At 69.8% G+C, this 19615-nt stretch carries 18 protein-coding genes; 11 read left to right on the forward strand and 7 right to left on the reverse strand.

The window, feature by feature from the left end; all coding sequences use genetic code 11:
• The first annotated feature begins 33 nt into the window (after positions 1-33).
• Entirely contained in the window at positions 34-918 is an 885-nt protein-coding gene (locus tag AB0C30_RS26315; RefSeq protein ID WP_357949492.1) for a glycosyltransferase, read from the forward strand.
• A gap of 48 nt (positions 919-966) precedes the next feature.
• Complete coding sequence (locus tag AB0C30_RS26320) at positions 967-1758, forward strand: ATP-binding cassette domain-containing protein (RefSeq protein WP_357948960.1); 792 nt, start codon at positions 967-969, stop codon at positions 1756-1758.
• Here AB0C30_RS26320 and AB0C30_RS26325 read toward each other — a convergent pair.
• Positions 1755-2468, reverse strand: coding sequence for an acetoacetate decarboxylase family protein (locus tag AB0C30_RS26325; RefSeq protein WP_357948963.1), 714 nt, complete (start codon positions 2466-2468; stop codon positions 1755-1757). The genes AB0C30_RS26320 and AB0C30_RS26325 overlap by 4 nt on opposite strands.
• A gap of 104 nt (positions 2469-2572) precedes the next feature.
• Here AB0C30_RS26325 and AB0C30_RS26330 point away from each other — a divergent pair, with 104 nt between their 5' ends.
• The 3 genes from AB0C30_RS26330 to AB0C30_RS26340 all read left to right on the forward strand — a co-directional run bounded on the left by AB0C30_RS26330 (position 2573) and on the right by AB0C30_RS26340 (position 4684).
• Positions 2573-3019 (forward strand): RNA polymerase sigma factor, encoded by a 447-nt coding sequence (locus AB0C30_RS26330; RefSeq protein ID WP_357949494.1) that lies wholly within the window; start codon positions 2573-2575, stop codon positions 3017-3019.
• Complete coding sequence (locus tag AB0C30_RS26335; RefSeq protein ID WP_357948966.1) at positions 3012-3959, forward strand: hypothetical protein; 948 nt, start codon at positions 3012-3014, stop codon at positions 3957-3959. The genes AB0C30_RS26330 and AB0C30_RS26335 overlap by 8 nt, the downstream gene beginning before the upstream one ends.
• Positions 3960-4057: 98 nt before the next feature.
• Positions 4058-4684 (forward strand): TetR/AcrR family transcriptional regulator, encoded by a 627-nt coding sequence (locus AB0C30_RS26340; RefSeq protein WP_357948969.1) that lies wholly within the window; start codon positions 4058-4060, stop codon positions 4682-4684.
• A gap of 28 nt (positions 4685-4712) precedes the next feature.
• Here AB0C30_RS26340 and AB0C30_RS26345 read toward each other — a convergent pair whose 3' ends face one another.
• Positions 4713-5732: a zinc-dependent alcohol dehydrogenase family protein gene (locus tag AB0C30_RS26345; protein ID WP_357948972.1), complete on the reverse strand. Its 1020-nt coding sequence runs from the start codon at positions 5730-5732 to the stop codon at positions 4713-4715.
• Positions 5733-6041: 309 nt separating this feature from the next.
• Here AB0C30_RS26345 and AB0C30_RS26350 point away from each other — a divergent pair, with 309 nt between their 5' ends.
• Positions 6042-6917: a helix-turn-helix transcriptional regulator gene (locus tag AB0C30_RS26350; RefSeq protein ID WP_357948975.1), complete on the forward strand. Its 876-nt coding sequence runs from the start codon at positions 6042-6044 to the stop codon at positions 6915-6917.
• A gap of 101 nt (positions 6918-7018) precedes the next feature.
• On the opposite strand, the gene AB0C30_RS26355 is transcribed toward AB0C30_RS26350, so the two are convergent.
• The 4 genes from AB0C30_RS26355 to AB0C30_RS26370 all read right to left on the reverse strand — a co-directional run bounded on the left by AB0C30_RS26355 (position 7019) and on the right by AB0C30_RS26370 (position 12655).
• On the reverse strand, positions 7019-7984 hold the full coding sequence (locus tag AB0C30_RS26355; protein ID WP_357948978.1) for a glycosyltransferase: 966 nt from the start codon (positions 7982-7984) through the stop codon (positions 7019-7021).
• 57 nt (positions 7985-8041) lie between these two features.
• The gene (locus AB0C30_RS26360; protein WP_357948981.1) at positions 8042-9247 is read right to left on the reverse strand and encodes an acyltransferase family protein; all 1206 of its coding nucleotides are present in this window, start codon (positions 9245-9247) and stop codon (positions 8042-8044) included.
• A 175-nt stretch (positions 9248-9422) separates the two neighbouring features.
• Positions 9423-11054: an LCP family protein gene (locus AB0C30_RS26365; RefSeq protein WP_357948984.1), complete on the reverse strand. Its 1632-nt coding sequence runs from the start codon at positions 11052-11054 to the stop codon at positions 9423-9425.
• A 170-nt stretch (positions 11055-11224) separates the two neighbouring features.
• A complete protein-coding gene (locus AB0C30_RS26370) occupies positions 11225-12655 on the reverse strand; it encodes a hypothetical protein (RefSeq protein WP_357948987.1) in 1431 nt (476 codons plus the stop codon).
• Between the two features lie 157 nt (positions 12656-12812).
• Here AB0C30_RS26370 and AB0C30_RS26375 point away from each other — a divergent pair, with 157 nt between their 5' ends.
• The 3 genes from AB0C30_RS26375 (at position 12813) to AB0C30_RS26385 (ending at position 16890) form a co-directional block, all read left to right on the forward strand.
• A complete protein-coding gene (locus AB0C30_RS26375) occupies positions 12813-14849 on the forward strand; it encodes a hypothetical protein (protein WP_357948990.1) in 2037 nt (678 codons plus the stop codon).
• 84 nt (positions 14850-14933) lie between these two features.
• Positions 14934-15827 carry a glycosyltransferase family 2 protein gene (locus AB0C30_RS26380; RefSeq protein WP_357948993.1) on the forward strand — a complete coding sequence of 298 codons (894 nt, stop codon included), beginning with the start codon at positions 14934-14936 and terminating at the stop codon, positions 15825-15827.
• Between the two features lies 1 nt (position 15828).
• Positions 15829-16890 (forward strand): glycosyltransferase family 4 protein, encoded by a 1062-nt coding sequence (locus tag AB0C30_RS26385; RefSeq protein ID WP_357948995.1) that lies wholly within the window; start codon positions 15829-15831, stop codon positions 16888-16890.
• Here the strand turns inward: AB0C30_RS26385 and AB0C30_RS26390 are convergent.
• Positions 16791-17750: a lysylphosphatidylglycerol synthase transmembrane domain-containing protein gene (locus AB0C30_RS26390; RefSeq protein WP_357948997.1), complete on the reverse strand. Its 960-nt coding sequence runs from the start codon at positions 17748-17750 to the stop codon at positions 16791-16793. The two genes, AB0C30_RS26385 and AB0C30_RS26390, sit on opposite strands and share 100 nt — an antisense overlap.
• A gap of 92 nt (positions 17751-17842) precedes the next feature.
• Here AB0C30_RS26390 and AB0C30_RS26395 point away from each other — a divergent pair, with 92 nt between their 5' ends.
• Together AB0C30_RS26395 and AB0C30_RS26400 are read left to right on the forward strand one after the other, a co-directional pair.
• Positions 17843-18670, forward strand: coding sequence for a class I SAM-dependent methyltransferase (locus AB0C30_RS26395; protein ID WP_357948999.1), 828 nt, complete (start codon positions 17843-17845; stop codon positions 18668-18670).
• A complete protein-coding gene (locus AB0C30_RS26400) occupies positions 18667-19566 on the forward strand; it encodes a lysylphosphatidylglycerol synthase transmembrane domain-containing protein (protein WP_357949002.1) in 900 nt (299 codons plus the stop codon). The genes AB0C30_RS26395 and AB0C30_RS26400 overlap by 4 nt, the downstream gene beginning before the upstream one ends.
• Positions 19567-19615 lie beyond the last annotated feature (49 nt).

Here is a 19615-nt window from a genome sequence, read left to right on the forward strand (position 1 = left end):
CCCGTGTTCTCGACGCGTCAGGACGATGACCCGTTGAAGATCTCGTGCGTCATCCTCACCATGGGCAACCGGGTCGCGGAGCTGAACCGGGCGGTCGAGTCCGCGCTGCACCAGATCGACGGCGACGTCGAGGTGGTGATCGTGGGCAACGGCGCCGACGTGCCCGAGGTGTCGGCGACGCCACCCGTGGGCTCGTCCGCGACCGTGAAGACGGTCCGGCTCGAACGCAACACCGGCATCCCGGCCGGCCGCAACCGCGGCGTCGAGGAGTGCTCCGGTGATGTCGTGCTGTTCCTCGACGACGACGGCTGGTACGCCAACCAGAAGGTCGTCTCCCACGTCCGTGACCGCTTCGCCACCGAGCCCGACCTCGCGGTCATCTCCTTCCGGGTGATGGACCCCGAAGGCGGCATCGGCCAGCGGCGCCACGTCCCGCGCCTGCGCGCGGGCGACCCCGAACGATCCTCGCCGGTCACCACCTTCCTCGGGGGCGCCTCGGCGATCCGCCGCTCGGCCTTCCTCCAGGTGGGCGGCCTGCCGGAGCAGTTCTTCTACGCTCACGAGGAGACCGACCTGGCCTGGCGGCTGCTGGGTGAGGGCTACCGGATCGAGTACGACGCCGAGACGGTCATGTACCACCCGCAGGTCCCGCCGACGCGCCACGCCGAGTTCTATCGGCTCAACGCGCGCAACCGGGTCTGGCTGGCGCGGCGCAACCTGCCGTGGCCGCTGGCGGCGCTCTACCTGCTCGACTGGGTGGTGCTGACGCTGATCAGGGAGCGCCGATCCGGGGTGGCGATCAAGGCGTGGTTCACCGGGTTCTTCGAGGGACTGCGGACACCGGCCGGCGAGCGCCGCCCGATGGCCTGGCGTACCGCGTGGCGCATGGTGAAGCTGGGCCGCCCGCCGATCGTCTGAGGACCGGTCAGTCCTCAGACATCTGATGACTGTTGATAGCCTGCGTAGATGGATCCTGTTGCCGGTGGGCCCGTTCTGCGTGCCGTCGAGGTTGATGTGGTGCGTGATGGCACCTCTCTATTGCGCTCGATCTCTCTGACGGTCGGGCCGGGCGAGCATTGGGCCCTGCTGGGGCCCAATGGGGCCGGGAAGAGCACGCTGCTCGACCTCCTGGGGGCGGTGAAGCACCCCACGCGAGGTGTTGTCGAGGTCCTGGGGCATCGGCTCGGCCGGGTCGACATGCGCGAGCTCCGCTCCTTCCTGGGACACGTCAATCCACGCCATTCGCTGGAGTCCAATCTCAGGGTGCGCGACCTCGTGCTGACCGGGGCCACCAACACCATCGAGCTCGTCCCTCGCTGGCAGCCCACCGCCGAGCAGGAGGAGCAGGCCCTGCGGCTGATCGGGATGATGGGGATGGCGCGCAAGGCCGAGGCACACTGGCCCTACCTGTCCCAGGGCGAGCGGGGCCGGGCGCTGATCGCGCGCGCTCTCATGCCCAGGCCGCGGCTGCTGCTGCTCGACGAGCCCGCCACGGGGCTGGACCTGGCCGCCCGAGAGCAACTGCTCGCCAGCCTTGACGTGCTGCGCCGGGAGCACCCGGCGCTGGCCACCGTACTGGTGACCCACCATCTGGAGGAGTTGCCCGCCAGCACCACCCACGCGCTGCTGCTGCGGGAGGGCGAGTGCATGGCGTCGGGGCCGGTGGACGAGGTGCTGACCACCGACCTGGTGAGCAAGTGCTTCGACCACCCGGTGCGGATCAGCCGCGTCGACGGACGGTGGAGCGCCCGGGCCTAGATGGCCATCGCGTCGCCGAAGGTCATGGCGGCGTGGGCGACCGTGGTGGTGAGCAGGGGGCGCTTCGGCAGGCCGAGCTCGCTCAGCTCCTTGGCGATCGGGTGGTTGCCCAGGCGGATCAGCGCGCCGCCGGGCCGTACGCGGACGCCCCGGGCCGTCACCGACCACGGGACGCGCCGCGTCACGCCCTCCCGATGCGTGAAGGCGTCCAGCGGCACCAGCGCGCCCGCGCCCGGCGCGGGCAGGCCCGGTCTGAGCAGCAGGTCGAGCACCAGCCGCCCGTCCCTGCGCAGGACGCAGCGTTTGTACGCCGAGTCGAGCCGCAGGTCGATGTCGGCCAGCTCCTTCGGAAAGCCCCAGATGCGGCGGCCCGCGTCCAAGGTGAACTCCTGATCGACCGGTAGCCAGTGGATGAACACCCCGGCCCGCCGCAGATCGCCCAGCCCGACCGATTGCGCCACGCCCGGCGGACGCACCAGGAACGCCACGCCTACCTCGTGGTAGGCGTCCAGATCGCTCTCCCGGTAATCGACGAACACCAGCACGCAGATGGCCTTGCCCGGGAACACCTCGGCCACGTCCAGCCCCGAGTAGGCGATCACCGCCCTGGCGGCGTCGGCCCGTACGGGATACATGACGCTGCAGACCGTGGCGTCTCTCACCTGGACGGGCATGCTCACCGTGCGGCCCTGGATCAGATGCGAAGACATGAGTCCAGTACATCAACCGGAAAGCCGTGTGACCATTCCTGCCCCGATCGCGTCTGCTCTGTTGTGACAATCGCAAGAACGCGGAGGGCATCATCATCGAGGAGCTGTACCGAGAGCACTGGGCGCTCGTGTGCGGGTTCCTGTTACGCCGCACCCGTGACCCCCACCTCGCGGAAGACCTGGCCCAGGAGACATTCGTCAAGGCGACCCGGGCGCTGCTCGGCTGGCGCGGCGAGAACGCGGCCGCCTGGCTGCTCACCATCGCCCGCAACGTCCTGGTCGACCATGTCCGGCGCCACCGCCGCGAGCTGGCCCTGCCCGACCCCGACGAGCTCGGCGTGCCCGCGCTGCACGCCGAGTCGCTGGCCGTGCGCGACGCCCTGGAGAGGCTGCCCGAGCAGCACCGCAGGCTCCTCGCCCTGGTCTACTTCGAGGGCTTCTCGCTGGTCGAGGTGGCCGCGATGACCGGCAAGAAGCACGCCACGATCAAGACCGCCGTGTGGCGGGCCAGAGCCGCCTTCGCCGATATCTACGGAGTTCCCCATGACTGACGAAGATCTGCTGCCCATGCCCGACTTCGACCGGAAGGCGACCCGCCGGGCCGTGCGGCGGGGCCTCACGCGTACGGCCACGATGGTCCTGGCGGCGCTGGTCGTGCTCGTCCTGGTGGCGACGGTCGGCTCCAGCCTGATCCAGCGGCGCGGCGACCGGGAAATGCGCATGACGGACGTGCTCGGCACCGCCTTCAAGATCTACAACCCCGGCTATGACATCGAGGTCCGGGAAACGGGCGCCACCACGCCGCTGTCGATGTCGTTCACCGTTTCCGTCAACCCGGTGCGGGCCACCGGCGGGTTCGTCGCCGGCTACGGAGGCGCGGAGCACATCATCACCCAGGACTTCTTCGGCCACGTGGGCAGGCTGCCGCTCGGCAACGGCGCCAACACCACCCTCAGCAGAGCCCTGGCCAACGTGAGCACCGGTAGCCAGCGCAAGGACGACAGCCGCAAGGTCCTCGCCAGGCTGCCCGAGCGGCTCAATGCGCTGGCCGTGATCGAATTCGCCAAGCCACTTACCGCCGATGAACTCAGCGCCTTCACCGCCAGATACCGGGGCTCCGTCGACAAGGTGGTGTATGAGCGGCGCCCCAGTTCGATTCCCATCACGTGGGGCGGGATGACGACGTGGGACAGAGCCCCGATGCCCGAACTGACGACCAAGAAGGATCACCAGATCCTGCCCGACGAGGCGATCAAGATGGACCTCGCGAATTTCCGCCGCTGGGTGGGCATCCTCAAGGACTACGACGACGACAACCTGCACGACTTCGACCTGAGCCTGGCCCGCCTCCGCAAAGCCGCGAACGACGGTCTGGCCTACGCCTATGTGGACTCGCTGGCCACGATCGGCGAGCTGCGGAAGATCATCGAGGACCCGCTGGTCCAGACGATCCGCCTGGCGGACGTCACCTACGACCTCGAACGGCCCTAGACGGAGGCAGCGCGTTCCAGCCGGATGTCTTCGCCACACCCCAATGTATGCAGTGATAACAATGTGAACGCCGCTCACTCAGGGCTAGGCTGAAGAGCATGAAGACCCGGCCTTACCACCACGGAGACCTCCGCGCCGCACTGCTGACCCGCGCCGAGCAGACGCTGGCTGCGAAGGGGCCGGGGGCGCTGTCACTACGCGAGCTGGCCCGTGAGGCCGGGGTCAGTCCGGCCGCGCCGAGCCGCCATTTCACCAGCAAGCAGGCCCTGCTGGACGCGCTGGCGCTGGAGGGGCACGAGCGGCTGGCGACCGCGATGACCGGGGCACTGGAACGGGCCGACGACTCCTTCGCCGACCGGCTGGCCGCCATCGCGGGCGCCTACGTGGGCTTCGCCACCGCCAACGCGGCCCTCCTCGACCTGATGTACTCCGTCAAGCACGACACCGCCGCCTCCGAGCAGCTGATCGCGGCCAAGCAGCGCCTGGAGACCCTGACCATGGAGCTGATCGAGCACGGACAGCGCCGGGGCGAGGTCCGCGCGGGGCCGGTGGATCGCGTCAGCCTGCCGGTCACCGCCACGCTGCAGGGCTTCGGCACGGTGGCGGTGAGCGGCGCGATTCCGGCCGAGCAGATCGAGCGGAGCCTGGGCGACACGATCGCGTTCATCCTGCGCGGCAACGCGCCATCAGCAGTCGACGCGCCGAGTGGTTCCACCGCAGAGTGATCAGACAGCAGACCGGTCTTGGCCGGGGTCAGACGGTCAGGAGCACCTTGATGGCGCGTCGCTCGTCCATCGCCTTGTAGGCGTCGGCGGCCTCTTCCAAGGGCAGCTGGAGGTCGAAGACCTTGCCGGGGTCGATCTTCCGGTCCCAGATCAGCTGGATCAGCTCGGGCAGGAACCGGTGCACCGGGGCCGGCCCGCCGAGCAGGTGCACTTGGGCGAAGAAGAGGTCCTCACCGCTGAGGTTGACGTCGTGGTTGACGCCCACGAAGCAGACGTGACCACCCGGGCGGGCGGAGCCGATGGCCTGCCGCATCGATTCCTGGGTGCCGACCGCCTCGACGACCGAGTGCGCGCCCAGCCCGCCGGTCAGTTCCTTGATCTTCGCCACACCCTCGTCACCGCGCTCGGTGACGATGTCAGTGGCGCCGAACTCGATGGCCAGCTTCTGGCGCGCCTCGTGGCGGCTCATGGCGATGATCCGCTCGGCGCCCAGCTGCTTGGCCGCCAGCACGGCCAGCAGGCCGACCGCGCCGTCGCCGACGACCGCGACCGTCTTGCCGGGGCCGGCCTCGGCTCCCACCGCCCCGAACCAGCCGGTGCCCAGGACGTCGGAGGCGGCCAGCAGGCTGGGGATCAGGTCGGGTCCGGGGGCGCCGGGAGTGGCCACCAGGGTGCCGTCGGCCCAGGGGATCCTGGCGCGCTCGGACTGAGTGCCGACCTGGCCGACGAACACCCGGTGGACGCAGGAAGAGGGGTAGCCCCAGCGGCAGATCTCGCAGGTGCCGTCGGCGGCGACGAACGTGCCCACGACGAACTGGCCGGGCTTGACGGTCTTGACCTCGCTGCCGACCTGTTCGACCACGCCGACGTACTCGTGGCCCATGGGCTGCTCGTGGACCTCCTCGACGCCGCGATAGGGCCACAGGTCCGACCCGCACACGCAGGTCGCCGTGACGCGGATGATCGCGTCGGTCGGTTCGATGATCCGCGGGTCGTCCAGGTCCTGCACTCGAACGTCGCCGGGAGCGTGCATCACCACACCACGCATAACCTTCACTCCTTCAGATTCTCTTTTCGCAGATTGCTCTTTTCGCAGATGCTCTGTCCGCACGGCCAACCCGCCCCTGGGGCGGGCGCGGCTCGAAACGGCCGGCCTCCCGCAGGTGGGGACGGCTCGAAACGGTCGGCCCCCTGCGGGCGGGCGCGGCTCGAAGCCGTCGCGAGCCTGGCCGGGCCCTCCGTTTCAGGCATCAGCCACTACCCATCAAAAGCGCTGGTCAGGCAGGGTGGAAGGCACTGGCTAAAGGTGTAATGACAGGGCACCCCTCCCTGGGGGAAGGCCGCCTAACCTGGAAAAGTGGACAACCGCAGCGAGATCCGTGAGTTCCTGACCTCCCGCCGGGCCAGGATCAGCCCGCAGAAGGCCGGGCTGCCGTCCTCCGGCAGGCGGCGGGTGCCCGGCCTGCGCCGCGCCGAGGTCGCCCAGCTGGCCGGGGTGAGCGTGGAGTACTACTCCCGCCTGGAACGCGGCGATCTGTCCGGGGTCTCCGGCAGTGTCCTGGACGCCCTGGCCCGCGCCCTGCGATTCAACGACGAAGAACGCACCCACCTGGAGGACCTGGCCCGCACCGCCGGACCCGGCCCGCGCCGCCGGCGCCGCCCCGCCCCGCACACCGTGCGGCCCAATGTGCAGCGGCTGCTGGACGCCATGACCGAGGCACCGGCCTTCGTCATGAACGGCCGTGGCGACGTCCTGGCCACCAACCTGCTCGGCCGCGCCCTGTACGCCCCCATGATCGAAGCCGCCCGCGGCGCCACCCCCAACCACGCCCGGTTCATCTTCCTCGACGCCCGATCCCACCAGTTCTGGGGTGACTGGGAACGCGCCGCCAACGACACCGTCGCCCTCCTGCACACCCAGGCCGGCCGCGACCCCTACGACAAGACCCTCACCGATCTCATCGGCGAGCTGTCCACCCGCAGCGACGACTTCCGCGCCCGCTGGGCCCACCACGACGTCCGCCAGCACCACAAGGGCGCCAAACCCTTCCACCACCCCGTCGTAGGCGACCTCCATCTCACCTACGAATCCCTCGCGCTGGCCGCCGACGACCTCACCCTGGTGGCCTACGGCACCGAACCCGGCAGCGACTCCGAGGACAAGCTCCGCCTGCTGGCCAGCTGGGCCGCAACCCACATGTTCGTGCCCGGCGTCGCGGCGCCACCGGTCTGACCGTCACCCCCGGTTTGCCCCCAAGCCTGGCGTGACGCGGCGGTTGAAGAGCTCACGGGCCGGGGCCCGACCAGCCGGGAACTGTCATCCCGGCCTGCCTCCTAGACGGCCAGGGAGTGGGCGGGCATGCTGACCCCGGCCCACCTCTCCATCCTGGTCACGAACTCCGCCGCGTGATCGGGCCAGTGGTGCCGTAGGCGGGCCTCCGCGTGGCCGCGCGCCCCCAGCGCCGCCCGCCGCGCGGGGTCCTCCTTGAGATCGAGTACGGCGTATACGAGCGCGTCCACGTCGAGCGGCACCACGAGCCCGCACCCGACGCGCTCGGCCATCGAGCCATGCGGCGTGGTGATCACCGGGAGCCCCCGGCCCATGTAGTCGAGGATCTTGGTCGGCGTCCTCGGACCGGTTTCCTCCGACAGGGCCAGGCCGGCCAGGGCGCCCTCGGCCATGCGCAGGGCATGGCGGTTCGGGACGTACCCGAACCAGTCGAGCAGCCCGACCCGCTGCGCGTCCCGCAGCAGCGGCCGGATCTCACGGTCACTGGCGCCGATCAGGTCCATCCGGATGCCGTGCGGGACGAGTCGCTCGGCCAGCCCGATGAGCTCGGAGACGCCGCGCTCGGCGGACAGGCGCCCGATGTGCACCACCCTGGTGTCACTGGGAGGTGGAGGCTCCGCCGACACCAGGGTGGCTTCCGGCACCACGGCGGAGGTGATCACGTGGTGACGCCTCTCGGCCCGGGCCATCTGCCTGGCGGTGACCTGCTCCCGTACATCCCAGACAATGGGCGGGTGGTGGAAGGGCAGGGCGTGCAGCAGCCGGTGGTCGTGCACCATCAGCAGGTCGGCGCGCTTGAGGCCGCGCCGGAGCGCTGCCCGCGCCCGGCCGTAGCCGGCATTGCGCGGCACGTCGATCGCGGTGACGCCCATCGCGGGCGTCACGTTGTAATAGGTGAAGGGCGCGACGTAGGTCACCTCGTGGCCCGCGTCGAGCAGCGCCCGGAGCTGCCTGTGCATGATCCGGGCGTCCTCGGGATGGTGGACGGTGGTGGCGACGCAAACCCGCATGCGGACGATGCTGCGCGGTCACCCGGTCAACGGCGTAAATGCAGGGGGAATTGCCGCTTAACTTCCTGAAGGGCGGCGGTATAGCCAGGTTAGGCGGGGTTCGAGAACCCACTTGAACACGGTGCGCGTCTCGGGGAGGCACAGCACGATGGCCAGGGCGAAACAGCTCGCACTGATCGCCAGCACCCCGAGCGGGCCGTGCAGCCAGGGCAGCTCCAGCCATCCCTGGTCCTTGGCGATGAGGACGGGGATGCCGTGGAGCAGGTAGCAATAGAGGGTGCGGGTGCCGAGATCGGTGAACCACGTCTCACGCCTGGGCACCAGCGACAGGACGGCATAGCTCATGGCCAGCCCGCAGATCAGCAGCCCGGCGCGTACGCCGAGGCCCATCCACCAGGACAGGTCCATGTCCTGGAAGCTGTGCTTGTAGTAGAAGGGCTTGAGCGGCGCCTTGGGTGCGATGAAGATCGACACCGCGGCGGCGCCGAGCACCACGAACACCGAGACGATCTTGATCCACCGGCGGTCGAGCAGCTCGAAGTGCTCGGGCTGCATCACGAGCCCGATGACGAAGAACGGCATCAGGCCGAAGAACCGGTCCATGCTGAAGTCACCGGAGATCTGCGAGAACCCGGCGAACAGGTAGATCGCGATCGCCACCGGGATCGGGTGCTTCATCCGCTTCCACACGGGTGTGGACAGTCGCCAGAACAGCAGCGCCAGCAGATACCAGTTGATCCACGCGGGGTCGATGATCGTGAGGCTCCACTTCTGCCCCAGACCAAGCCGGACCAGCGCGTAGCCGACCTCCACGATCACGTACGGCACGACGAACGTGTCGACCAGTTTGTTGGTCTTCGCGTTGGAGTTCCAGAAATTTCTGGACAGGTAGCCACTGATGAGCACGAACAGCGGCATGTGGAAGGTGTAGATGAAGATGTAGAGCGACCTGGCGGAGTCGGTGTTGAGCGTCGGCACCAGCGAGTGGCCGACGATCACGAACGCGATCAGGACGAACTTGACGTTGTCCAGATAAGGGTCGCGCTTCCGTCTGGGTGCCTCGGGCTCAGGTGACGGCTCCGGCTCGGGCTCCTTTTGCCCCGCCTCGGGCGGAGTGGTGCCGTGCGGATCCGTCTTCTCACTCCAGAAAGCCTCCTCCGGCAGCGGCCACTGAGCTCCTGTGCTCGCGGGACCGGTGGCCTCATCGGCGTCACCGGGGCCCTGGGGAGTCGTGGTCGGTGGGGAGTGCTTCGTGTCAGACACTACGGAGTCGCTCAGCTTCACTCGGGGTCGGGGGAACGCGACAGGCAGCACGCGGCACGCGTCCTTGATCGCGTGGGGCGAACCCGCGTCGCCGACCGCAACACATTATCCCGGCCGCGAGGCTCCTGTCTCACTAGCGGTGCGAGAACACCCGGTTACACAGGGAACTTGGAGGTCAGGTACAGACGTTCTTCTGCTTGTCCGCGGAGATCGTGCTGTTGGTGACGCTGTCGGGGAGTTTGGTGACCTTGACCGACTTGAAGTCCTCGCCGATGATCAGCTGGATCACGGGCGGGTTCGCCGTGGCCGGGGTCGACGAGGGCACGGGCACCGGAGGGGTGTAGACGTCGGTGGTGGTCGGCTTGAGCTTGCCCGCCGTCGGGGCCGGCTTGGGCTGCATCGCCTTGATCAGCACGTCGCTGTACGCGGTGCCGTCGGCCGCCTTCTTGGCGTAGCGGACCTGGGTGTTGGCCTGACTCTTGCCGTCGGCGGCCAGGTAGTTGCCCACACCCGTGACCTTGAAGCCCTCCTTGCTCAGTAGGTCGGCGACCTCGCGGGCCTTGCCCTGCGTCGTCGTGCCGTTGAGCACCTGGACCTGGACCTGCTCCGGCTTTACGTTGATCTTGGGCTTGGTGGTGCTGGTCGTCGCCGCGGCCTCGGGCAGCTCGACGTCGCTCTTGATCGCGTTGAACAGGTCGTTGGCGTCGGGCTGCTTCCAGACCACCCGGTTCTTGTCCTCGGGGTCCGGCTGCCACGGGATCGTGGTGAACTTGACCCCGCCCGCCGTCATCTTCTGCGCGCTCTTGGCGATGTCGATGAGCTGAGCGGTGTCGTTGGCCAGCTCCGGGTCCATCGTCACCGACTTGGCCGTGGCCTTGATGAAGCTCGTGAGCTTGCCGATGTCGGTGAGGAGCTGGCTGCTGGTGGCCTTCTGCACGACCTTGCTCAGGAAGATCTGCTGACGCTTGATCCGCTGGATGTCGCTGCCGTCACCGTAGTGGCGCAGCCGGACGTAGCCCAGCGCCTGCTCGCCGTTCAGCAGGCTCTTGCCCGGGGGCAGCTTCAGGTGGGAGTTCTTGTCGTCGACGCCGTTCTGGAGGCAGATCTCGATGCCGTCGAGGGCGTCGACGATGGCCTTGAAGCCGCTGAAATCGACCTCGACGTAGTGGTCGATGCGGATGCCGGTGAGGGTCTCCAGCGTGGACATCGTGCAGGCGACCCCGCCCGAGCTGTACGCCGAGTTGATCATGTCGCGGCGGGACGGCATCTCTTGCTTCGTGGTGTCGTTCTTGCACCTGGGGATCTGCACCATCGAGTCACGCGGGAAGCTGATGAGCCGCGCCTGGTCCCGGTTGGGCGAGATGTGCATCAGGATGATCGTGTCCGTGCGCTTGCCGCCGGCGTCGGCCGTCCTGGCGAGCTTCTGGCCGTATTTCGCGTTGCCCTTGCCCGCACGGGTGTCGGAGCCGACCAGCAGCACGTTGAGCGCGCCGGTGTCCGGAGGCCGGGGGGTGAGGATGTCTTCCTTGAAGCCCTTTTGGTTGATGTTGCTGAAGGCGTCGCGGTAGAGCGTGTATCCGGTCAGCGCGCCGGCGACCATGAGCGAGGTGGTCGCGATGCTGATCCAGGCCAGCACGCGCATCTTGTTGCCGCCGCCGTTACCGCCGCCGCGGTGGCCGCGGGGCGGCAAATCCTCGGGTGGCGGCGGAGGAGGGTTCGACGCCGCCGCCCGGCGCGACATCCGGCTGCCGGGCTGTGTAGAGGCGACCCTGCGGTCCTCCACGGACACGCTCCAATGGTCACTCATGCGCCCCCTCGCCCAGTCCGGTCGGCTCGGTCGTTCTGCGCCACGAGACTAGGTCACGGACGGCGTGCCCGCAGCCATGACCAAGAGAATCGACCGTGACTCAGGCGTGATGTTACCGGGCAAAAGCATACTCAGAGCTGGACATATCGTGGAATATCCTGGGCAAACTCTTAGGATTTGCCCAGGTCGAGGCGGGTGGTCAGGGCCGCCGCCAGGCAGGCCAGGGGTACGGCCGGCAGGACGTACCGGTAGTCGAACTCGGCCACCGCGGCGGGCATCACCAGCAGAAGTACCGACGTCGACCAGGGCAGCAGCCACGCGGGCGGCTCATAGATCCCCCTCACGAGCCTGGAGCGTCGCCGCCCGATTGCCAGGGCGGGCGGGACGAGCAGGACGGCCAGCAACACGGTCCCCGGCAGCCGGGCCACGTCCTGGTAGGCGCGCATCCAGCCCGCGTACGGCTCGACGACCTCGGTGCCGATCGGCCCCTGCTCGTAGCGCTTGCCCAGGTCGACGCCCAGCTGCGCGGCCCACCGGCCGGGCGGCGGCGGCGAGGTGGCGGGGAACTCGTAGTAGTCGTAGATCTCGTGGTCGGGGTAGACCGGGCGGCCCCAGACGAACGAACGGCCCAGCTCCGACAGCACGGAGGCGGCGTAGTCGAGCGGCTGCTTGCGGATGGCCAGCGAGGCGAACCTGGCCGCCAGCTCGTCGGTCTGCTGGGTGAAGGTGATGTCGGGCAGCGCGACGAGCGGAGAGTCCTTGGCCCAGATGTACTCCTGCGAGGGTGGCCGCTGATCGGGCGGCCGGGGGTCGCAGAGCACCTTGAGATCCGGTGGAGGGTCCATCTTGGCGCAGTCGGCGAACGACATCGTCCGGGCGTACAGGAACGCGCCGTTCGCCCCGACGATGCCGACGCGGTGGTAGGTGGCGTAGAACCAGCCCCCGTACGCGAGGATCGGCGCCAGCGCGGCCACGACCACCACCCCGGCCGGCCCCACCCGCCTGCGCAGCAGGAACCAGGCCGCCACGACGACGATCAGCGGCTGGCCGACGGTCCTGGTGAGCGTGGCGGCGGCCAGCAGCAGCCCGACGGCGACCACCACGGACCGGTCGGCCAGGGTGAGCGCGACCGCGGCGACGATCAGGAACATGAAGAGCGTGTCGGAGACGAGCAGGTGCTCCAGCTCGATCTGGTAGGCGTCCAGCAGCACCGGCACCGTGGCCAGCGTCGCCGCCCACCTGGGCGCCCGGCGCGCGCACCAGTAGACCAGCACGCCGGTCGCCAGGCCGAGCAGGTGCTGCGCGGCGGTGACCGCGCCGAACGAGTGGAACGGTTCGAGCGCCTTCATGAAGGCCGAGTAACCGGCCGGACGCACCAGGTCGGGGCGCGGATGGAAGACGGTGACGATGTAGGTGTAGGAGTCGGGGAACCACAGGGCCGGGCGGTAGCCCAGCATCGTGATCACCCGCAGCGCGGTGCCCAGGGTCAGGATCGCCAGGAACCAGCCGTGCCGCCGCACCAGCGAGGCCGTCCGGGCGGGGGCGCCGACGGGCGTCGCCTCCTCCACCTGTACGTTCTCCCGCTCCCGTTTCACCGGCACGTCGCGTACGCTACCCGCGTTTCTGACGATCTCGCGTAACCGGCGCCCACACCGGACGTGCGGCGGAGTCCCACCGCGCTCACCAGACGCACCTGACGCGCCGAAGGCCCGTGGCTGCGTCGCGGGGCCCGCGCGTTGGATACGCTCGCGATCACCGATGAGAATCGCCTGGCCGGACCGGACGCGCAGGCCGTCGGCGGGCCGGGTGCTCGCCGTGGTCTCGATCCTGCCTGCCCTGATCGTGGCCGGCTGGCTGCTCGCCGCGCTTCCGCTGCTGCTGGCGGGCTGGTACCAGCCGGTGCCCGCGCTGGTGCTCGGCGTGGTGGTGATCGGGCTGCTGTGCCGCTTCGCCGTTCGCGGGCCGCTGAAGGTCGTCGAGGCGACCGGGCGGCAGGTCGGCGCGGTCGTCGCCGTCGCGGTGGGGTCGGGTGTGTTCAACGCGATCACGCACACCGAGCAGTTGATCGTCAGGCGTGACCCCGCCACGTACGCGCAGTACGCCATCTGGCTGGCCCGGCACGGCTCGCTGCCGATCACCCCGCAGGTGGAGGCGTTCGGCGGGCCCGATCCGGCGCTCAAGTTCGACAGCATCGGGTTCTACCCCGCGGACGGGGCGGTGGTGCCGCAGTTCATGCCGGGACCGCCGCTGCTGTTCGCCGCGGGTGACTGGCTCGGCGGGCTCGGCGCCATGCTGCTGACACCGGCCGTGCTGGGGGCGCTGGCCGTGCTCACGCTGGCGGGGGTGGTGGGCCGGCTCGCCGGTGGACGCTGGGCGCCGGTGGCGGCGCTGGCCTTCGCGGTGAGCCTGCCGATCCTCTACACCTCGCGGACCACCTTCAGCGAGATCCCCTCGCTGGTGCTGCTGTTCGGCGGCCTGGCGCTGGTCCACGACGCTCTGTCGCGGGAGGACAGGTCGCGGGGCTGGGCGGCGGGGCTGGGCGGGCTGGTGTTCGGGCTGGCCGTGCTGGTCAGGATCGACGGGCTGCGTGACGTGCTGCCGGTCCTGGCGTTCGCCGGGGCGCTGATCGCCTGGCGGCGCCTCGGCAGGCCCCAGGGGGCGCTCGGGTTGCCGCTCCTGGCCGGGCTCGCGACCGGTGCGGGGTTGGGGCTGCTGGCGGCGTACGTGCTGGCGCGGCCGTATATGTCCCATCTGTCCAAGTCGGTCAATCCGCTGCTGGCCATCTGCGCCGCCGTTCTCCTGCTCACCCTGGCGGGCGCGCTCGCCGCGCCCCGGCTGGCCCGCATCCGGCTGCCCAGGTGGCTTCCGAACGTGGGAGCCGCGCTGGTCGTCCTGGTCATGGTGGGACTGGCCGTGAGGCCGTGGCTGCAGACCGTGCGACGGGTGGCCACGACGCAGGAAGACCGGCTCACCTCCGAGTTCATCAGACAGACGCAGAAGGCCAACGGCCTGCCCGTCGACGGCACCCGGCTGTACTCGGAGCTGTCCCTGCACTGGGTGAGCTGGTACGTCGGCATCCCCGTGATCGTCCTGGCCACGCTCGCCGCGGCGGTGCTGGTGCGGCGGCTGCTCAGGAACGGCACCCCGGCCGAGTGGCTGCTGCCGCTGGCCGTCATCGGCTGGACCACGGTGACCACGCTGCTGCGCCCGGAGATCACCCCCGACCATCCGTGGGCCGCGCGCCGGCTGGTCCCGGTGGTGATCCCCGGGATGATCCTGCTGGCGGTGTGGGGGCTGGAGTGGGTGCGCACCCGGGCGCCCATGCGTGGGTACGGCCGGTGGATCGCCGTCGTGGGCGCCCTGCTCATCCTGGTGCCACCGGCCATCACCTCGATCGGGACCGCGTTCACCCCGGTGGAGCGGGGCGAGCGAGCGGCCGTCGAGGCGATGTGCGCCAAGATCCCGCCGAACGCCTCGGTGCTGATCATCGAGCGGGTGACGGCCAACCGGTTCACCCAGGTCGTCCGGGGCATGTGCGACCGCCCGACGGCCCAGGTTCTGGTGGAGGCCGGGAAGAATACGGCAAAGGAAGAAGACGTGCGCCGCCTGATCGAGCGCGTCCGCGCCGTCGGACGCGTCCCGGTCCTGCTGGCCGCCGAAGCGGGCCAGGTCGCCCCGTACGGTCCGAAGACGCAGGTCATGGCCCTGGTGTCGCGGCAGGACGAGCGCTCGCTCATCGACGCGCCGAACGGCACCTGGGGGTTCGGGATCAGCGTGTGGATGGCCGTTGCCTGACCTGTGTGTGGACTTTTCTCCCTGCTGGGCAGAGTACCCTCGACGCACGTGAGCACGTCTGAGACCCCCCAGAGTGGAAACGCCGTGGAAGAAGCGCCATACGTCACGATCGTCCTGCCCTGTTACAACGAGCAGGATCACGTCATCGACGAGGTCGAGCGCATCACCAAGGCGATGGACTCCAGCGGCTACACCTACGAGCTGGTGGCGGTCGACGACTGCTCCACCGACGAGACGCTGGCCAGGCTGCAGGAGGCCGCGCCCCGGTTCGAGCACCTGCGGATCCGCGCCTTCCACCGCAACGGCGGGTCGGGCACCGTGCGCCGCATCGGCACGCAGGAGGCCAGGGGCGAGATCGTCGTCTGGACCGACGCGGACATGACCTACCCCAACGAGCGCATCCCCGAGCTGGTCCAGATCCTGGAGAAGGACACGACCGTCGACCAGGTGGTCGGCGCCCGCACCAGCGAGGAGGGGTCGCACAAGCTGCTGCGCGTCCCGGCCAAGTGGGTGATCCGCAAGGTGGCCGAGCAGCTCGCCGGGCAGAAGATCCCCGACCTCAACTCCGGGCTGCGCGCGTTCCGCAAGTCGGTGGCCAAGCCCTATCTGCGGCTGCTGCCGCCCGGGTTCTCCTGCGTCACGACGATCACGCTGTCGTTCCTGTCGAACCAGCACGACGTCTACTACATGCCGATCGGCTACGCCAAGCGGGCGGGCAAGTCGAAGTTCAGCTTCGTCTCCGACGCCTACCGCTACATCCTGCAGGTGCTGCGGATGATCATGTACTTCAACCCGCTCAAGGTGCTCATGCCGCCCGCGTTGTGGCTGGTGGCGATCGGGTTCGTCAAGGGGATCTGGGACATGATCCAGCATCCGTTCTACTTCCCGGCCAACACCGTCATGATCTTCCTGTCGGGACTGCTCATCGGGTCCGTGGCGCTGCTGGCCGACCTGATCGTGCGCTCGCGGGGCGAATAGCGTGCGCATCGCCATCGTCGGCCCCACCTATCCCTACAAAGGGGGCGGGGCGCAGCACACCACCGAGCTGGCGCACCGGCTGACGGCACTCGGCCACGACGTGGTGATCGAGTCATGGCGGGCGCAATACCCGGCCTTCCTCTATCCGGGGCAGCAGACGATCTCGGCGCCCGAGGGCACCCCCTTCCCCAAGACGCTGCGCCGGCTCGACTGGCGCAATCCCGGCGGCTGGGTGGCGTGCGGGCGCCGGCTGCGCTCGGCCGACCTGGTGATCCTGGCCGTCCTGAGCCCGGTGCAGGTGCCGGCCTACCTCGGCATCCTGTACGGCCTGGGCGGCAAGGCCAGGACCGTCGCCCTGTGCCACAACGTGCTGCCGCACGAGCGCAAGCCCTACGACCGGCCGCTGATGAAGGCGCTGCTCAACCGGGTCGACGCCGTGCTCACCCACTCCGACCAGCAGGCGGAGCTGGCGGCGTCCCTGACCGGCAAGCCTGTCAGCGTGGCCGGGCTGCCGCCGCATCTGCCGTCCACGACCGGGGAGCGTTCCGCCGAGGTGCACGGGCGGCTGCTGTTCTTCGGCATCGTCCGGCCGTACAAGGGGCTCGACCTGCTGCTGCGCGCCCTGCCGGAGGGGGTCGGGCTGACCGTGGCGGGTGAGTTCTGGGGCGGGCTCGACGGGACCCAGGCGTTGATCGGTGAGCTGGGCATCGGCGACCGGGTGGAGCTCCGGCCCGGTTACGTGGCCGCCGAGGACGTGCCGAAGCTGTTCGCCGCGGCGGACGCGCTCGTCCTGCCCTACCGCAACGCGACCGCCAGCCAGAACGTCTGGCTCGGGCACGAGCACGGCGTGCCGGTGATCGCCACCCGCGTCGGCGCGCTCGCCGACCACATCACGGACGGCGTCGACGGGCTGCTGGTCGAGCCGGACGACGTCGAGGCGCTCCACGGGGCGATCAAGCGGTTCTACGCCCCGGGCGAGCCCGAGCGGTTGCGGTCGGGCGTCAAGGCGGTCGACCCGGAGCCGTTCTGGTCGTCGTACTCCGCGGTGCTCCTCGACGCCTGACGGCCCAGCAGGAAGGCGATGCCCGCGGCGACGGCGTCGCCCAGGGTGAACGCCACCCGCGACACCACCGCCACCGCGTAGGCCGGGCCGGTGCCGAGCAGCGGCGAGAGCACGAGGATCATGGCGCCCTCGCGCACCCCGACCCCGGCGGGCACGACGAACGTCAGCAGCCCGGTGGCCCAGGCGAACGCGTAGGCCCCGGTCGCCACCACGTAGAGGTCCCACCTGCCCGACAGCAGCCAGGTGTGCAGGCCGTACACGAACCAGCCCAAAGCGGTCCAGCCCACCGCGACCAGCACGGTACGGCCGGGCAGCACGCTTTCGAGCGGCTCCTTGCGCGCCAGACGCAGGGCCAGGTTGAGACCCCAGGTGAGCACCTTGGGATGCAGGCACACGATGATCACGGGGACCAGCAGCAGGAGGTACCATGCCTGGCGCACGGCCTGTTGCGTCGCCAGCGTCGCGGCGGCGATCGACAGCGCGACCCCCAGGTTGATCACCAGGGACAGCGAGATGCAGGCGAACGTCCGGCGCGGCGGGCTGCCGTGGTCGCGGCCGAGCTCCATCATCGCCGCGTACGCCCACACAGAGCCGGGGATGTACTTGCCGAGCTGGCCCACGAACATGATCCGCCCGGCCACCGGCAACGGCAGCGGCGACCCGAGCCCGGCCAGCACTCCACGCCAGGCGAGCAGCATGCAGAACTGCCCGGCCAGCACCGCGGCGAACGCCCCGAGCACCGCCCACGGCGACAGCGCGGTCACGGCCGCGGTGGTCTCACCCCAGTTCCTGGCCAGTCCGTAGCCGAGGAAACCGAGCGCGACCAGCGCCAGGACGACGCGCAGCAGGCGGCGGAGCATTGGCCAAGGCTAACCGGGGGCGGTCACGGATAGCCAGACGATCGGGTCTTCGATCGTTCGGCGCCTCTCGTACGCGGGTACTGTTGGGCGGCGTGGGTAAGGAACGGGTCGCGCAGTTGGAGTACTCCGAGTTCCAGTCGGCGATGCTTGACGAGGAGAAACGCCGGCGCAAGGCCGCCAAGATCATCGCGGTGGTGGAGCACTTCCACGGCCCGCTCGGCGGGCTGACCGTCGGCGACGTCGGCTGCTCGGCCGGGTTCATCGCCGACGAGCTGGCCGGCGCCGGGGCCGAGCACACGCTGGGCATCGACATCGACGTGCCCGGGCTGCGCAAGGCGGCCGACCGGTTCGGTGAGCGGGTGGCGTTCGTCTGCGGCGACGGCACCGCGCTGCCGTTCCCCGACGGGTCGCTCGACGTGCTGGTGTTCAACCACATCTACGAGCACGTGGTCGACCCTGACGCCGTGGTCGCCGAGATGCACCGGGTGCTGTCCGACGACGGCGTGCTCTACCTGGGGCTGGGCAACCGGCTCGGCGTCATGGAGCCGCACTACAAGCTGCCCTTCCTGTCCTACCTGCCGCCCGCGCTCGCCGACCGCTACGTGCGCGCCTTCGGCCGCGCCGACCACTACTACGAGCGCTACCGCACCCGGCGCGGGCTACGCCGGATGCTGCGGGCCTTCCACGTGTGGGACTACACCTTCCCGGTGCTGGCCACGCCGACGCGGTTCGCCGGGTCCGAGCTGTTCCCCGGCGCGCTGGGCCGCGTGGTGCGAACCGTGCTGGCGCGCACCCCGCGCGCGGTGCTGCGCCTGCTCCTGCCGATCGTGCCCACCTACCTGTGGGTGGCGACGAAGACGCCCCGGCGCCCGGCGGGCGCCGACCTCCCGCAGCCGCCCGAGCGGGTCCGCCCGCTGTGAGCACCATCAAGCCCGGCACATCCGGCAAGGCGCCCGGCTTGCGGAAGGCCGTGCGGTTCGGGTTCCTGCTGGTCGCCCTCGGGTTCGGCGGGTGGGCCGTGGCGTCGCAGTGGGACGCCGTGGTCGCCGGGTTCGCCCGGCTGAGCTGGCCGCTGCTCGCCGCCTCCCTGGTCGGGGTGGTGGCCGCGCTGCTGTGCGCCATGATGACCTGGCGCACCCTGCTGGCCGACCTCGGCTCGCCGCTGCCCCTGCGCCCCGCCGCCAAGGTGTTCTTCGTCGGCCAGCTCGGCAAGTACATCCCCGGCGCGGTCTGGCCGGTCCTGGCCCAAATGGAGATGGGCCGCGACCTCGGCGTGCCCCGCCCGCGCAGCGCGGCGGCGTTCTTCCTGATGATGCCGATCCAGCTGGCCAGCGGCCTGCTCGTCACGCTGGCCATGCTCGGCTGGGACCGGTTCGGCTGGCTGCTGCTCCTCGTCCCCGTGCTGCTGGTGCTGCTGGAGCCCAAGGTGATCAACGGGCTGATCGGGTTCGGGCTGCGTAAGCTCAAGCGCGAGCCCCTCGAACGCCGGCTGACCCGGCGCGGCATGCTCACCGCGCTCGGCTGGGCCCTGGCCGGCTGGATCTCCTACGGCGTGCACCTCTACTTCATCGTGCCGCAGAGCGGCCTGCTCTTCGCCATCGGCGCCTTCGCCCTGTCGTGGTCCCTGGGCATCATGTCGTTCGTCGTTCCCGCCGGTGCCGGTGTGCGGGAAGTGGTCATGGTGGGCGTGCTGTCGCCGGTGATGCCCGCCGGGCCGGCCATCGCCGTGGCTCTTTCATCGCGGATCGTCATCATCATTGGCGACCTGATCTGCGCGGGTATGGCGGGAATCGCAGCTCGGCGCGACTCGGTGTGATTTGGACCACGATTTGGGGCTCAGTGGTCATAAGCTGAACCGTAGAGGG

This window comes from Nonomuraea sp. NPDC048901, assembly GCF_040649695.1.
Lineage (GTDB): Bacteria > Actinomycetota > Actinomycetes > Streptosporangiales > Streptosporangiaceae > Nonomuraea.

Excerpts from the sequence above, each read along its gene's own strand:
- AB0C30_RS26335 (WP_357948966.1), top strand. The coding sequence starts at position 3,012 with ATGACTGACGAAGATCTGCTGCCCATGCCCGACTTCGACCGGAAGGCG.
- AB0C30_RS26375 (WP_357948990.1), top strand. The coding sequence starts at position 12,813 with ATGAGAATCGCCTGGCCGGACCGGACGCGCAGGCCGTCGGCGGGCCGG.
- AB0C30_RS26355 (WP_357948978.1), bottom strand. The coding sequence starts at position 7,984 with ATGCGGGTTTGCGTCGCCACCACCGTCCACCATCCCGAGGACGCCCGG.
- AB0C30_RS26320 (WP_357948960.1), top strand. The coding sequence starts at position 967 with ATGGATCCTGTTGCCGGTGGGCCCGTTCTGCGTGCCGTCGAGGTTGAT.
- AB0C30_RS26365 (WP_357948984.1), bottom strand. The coding sequence starts at position 11,054 with ATGAGTGACCATTGGAGCGTGTCCGTGGAGGACCGCAGGGTCGCCTCT.
- AB0C30_RS26325 (WP_357948963.1), bottom strand. The coding sequence starts at position 2,468 with ATGTCTTCGCATCTGATCCAGGGCCGCACGGTGAGCATGCCCGTCCAG.
- AB0C30_RS26340 (WP_357948969.1), top strand. The coding sequence starts at position 4,058 with ATGAAGACCCGGCCTTACCACCACGGAGACCTCCGCGCCGCACTGCTG.
- AB0C30_RS26390 (WP_357948997.1), bottom strand. The coding sequence starts at position 17,750 with ATGCTCCGCCGCCTGCTGCGCGTCGTCCTGGCGCTGGTCGCGCTCGGT.
- AB0C30_RS26345 (WP_357948972.1), bottom strand. The coding sequence starts at position 5,732 with ATGCGTGGTGTGGTGATGCACGCTCCCGGCGACGTTCGAGTGCAGGAC.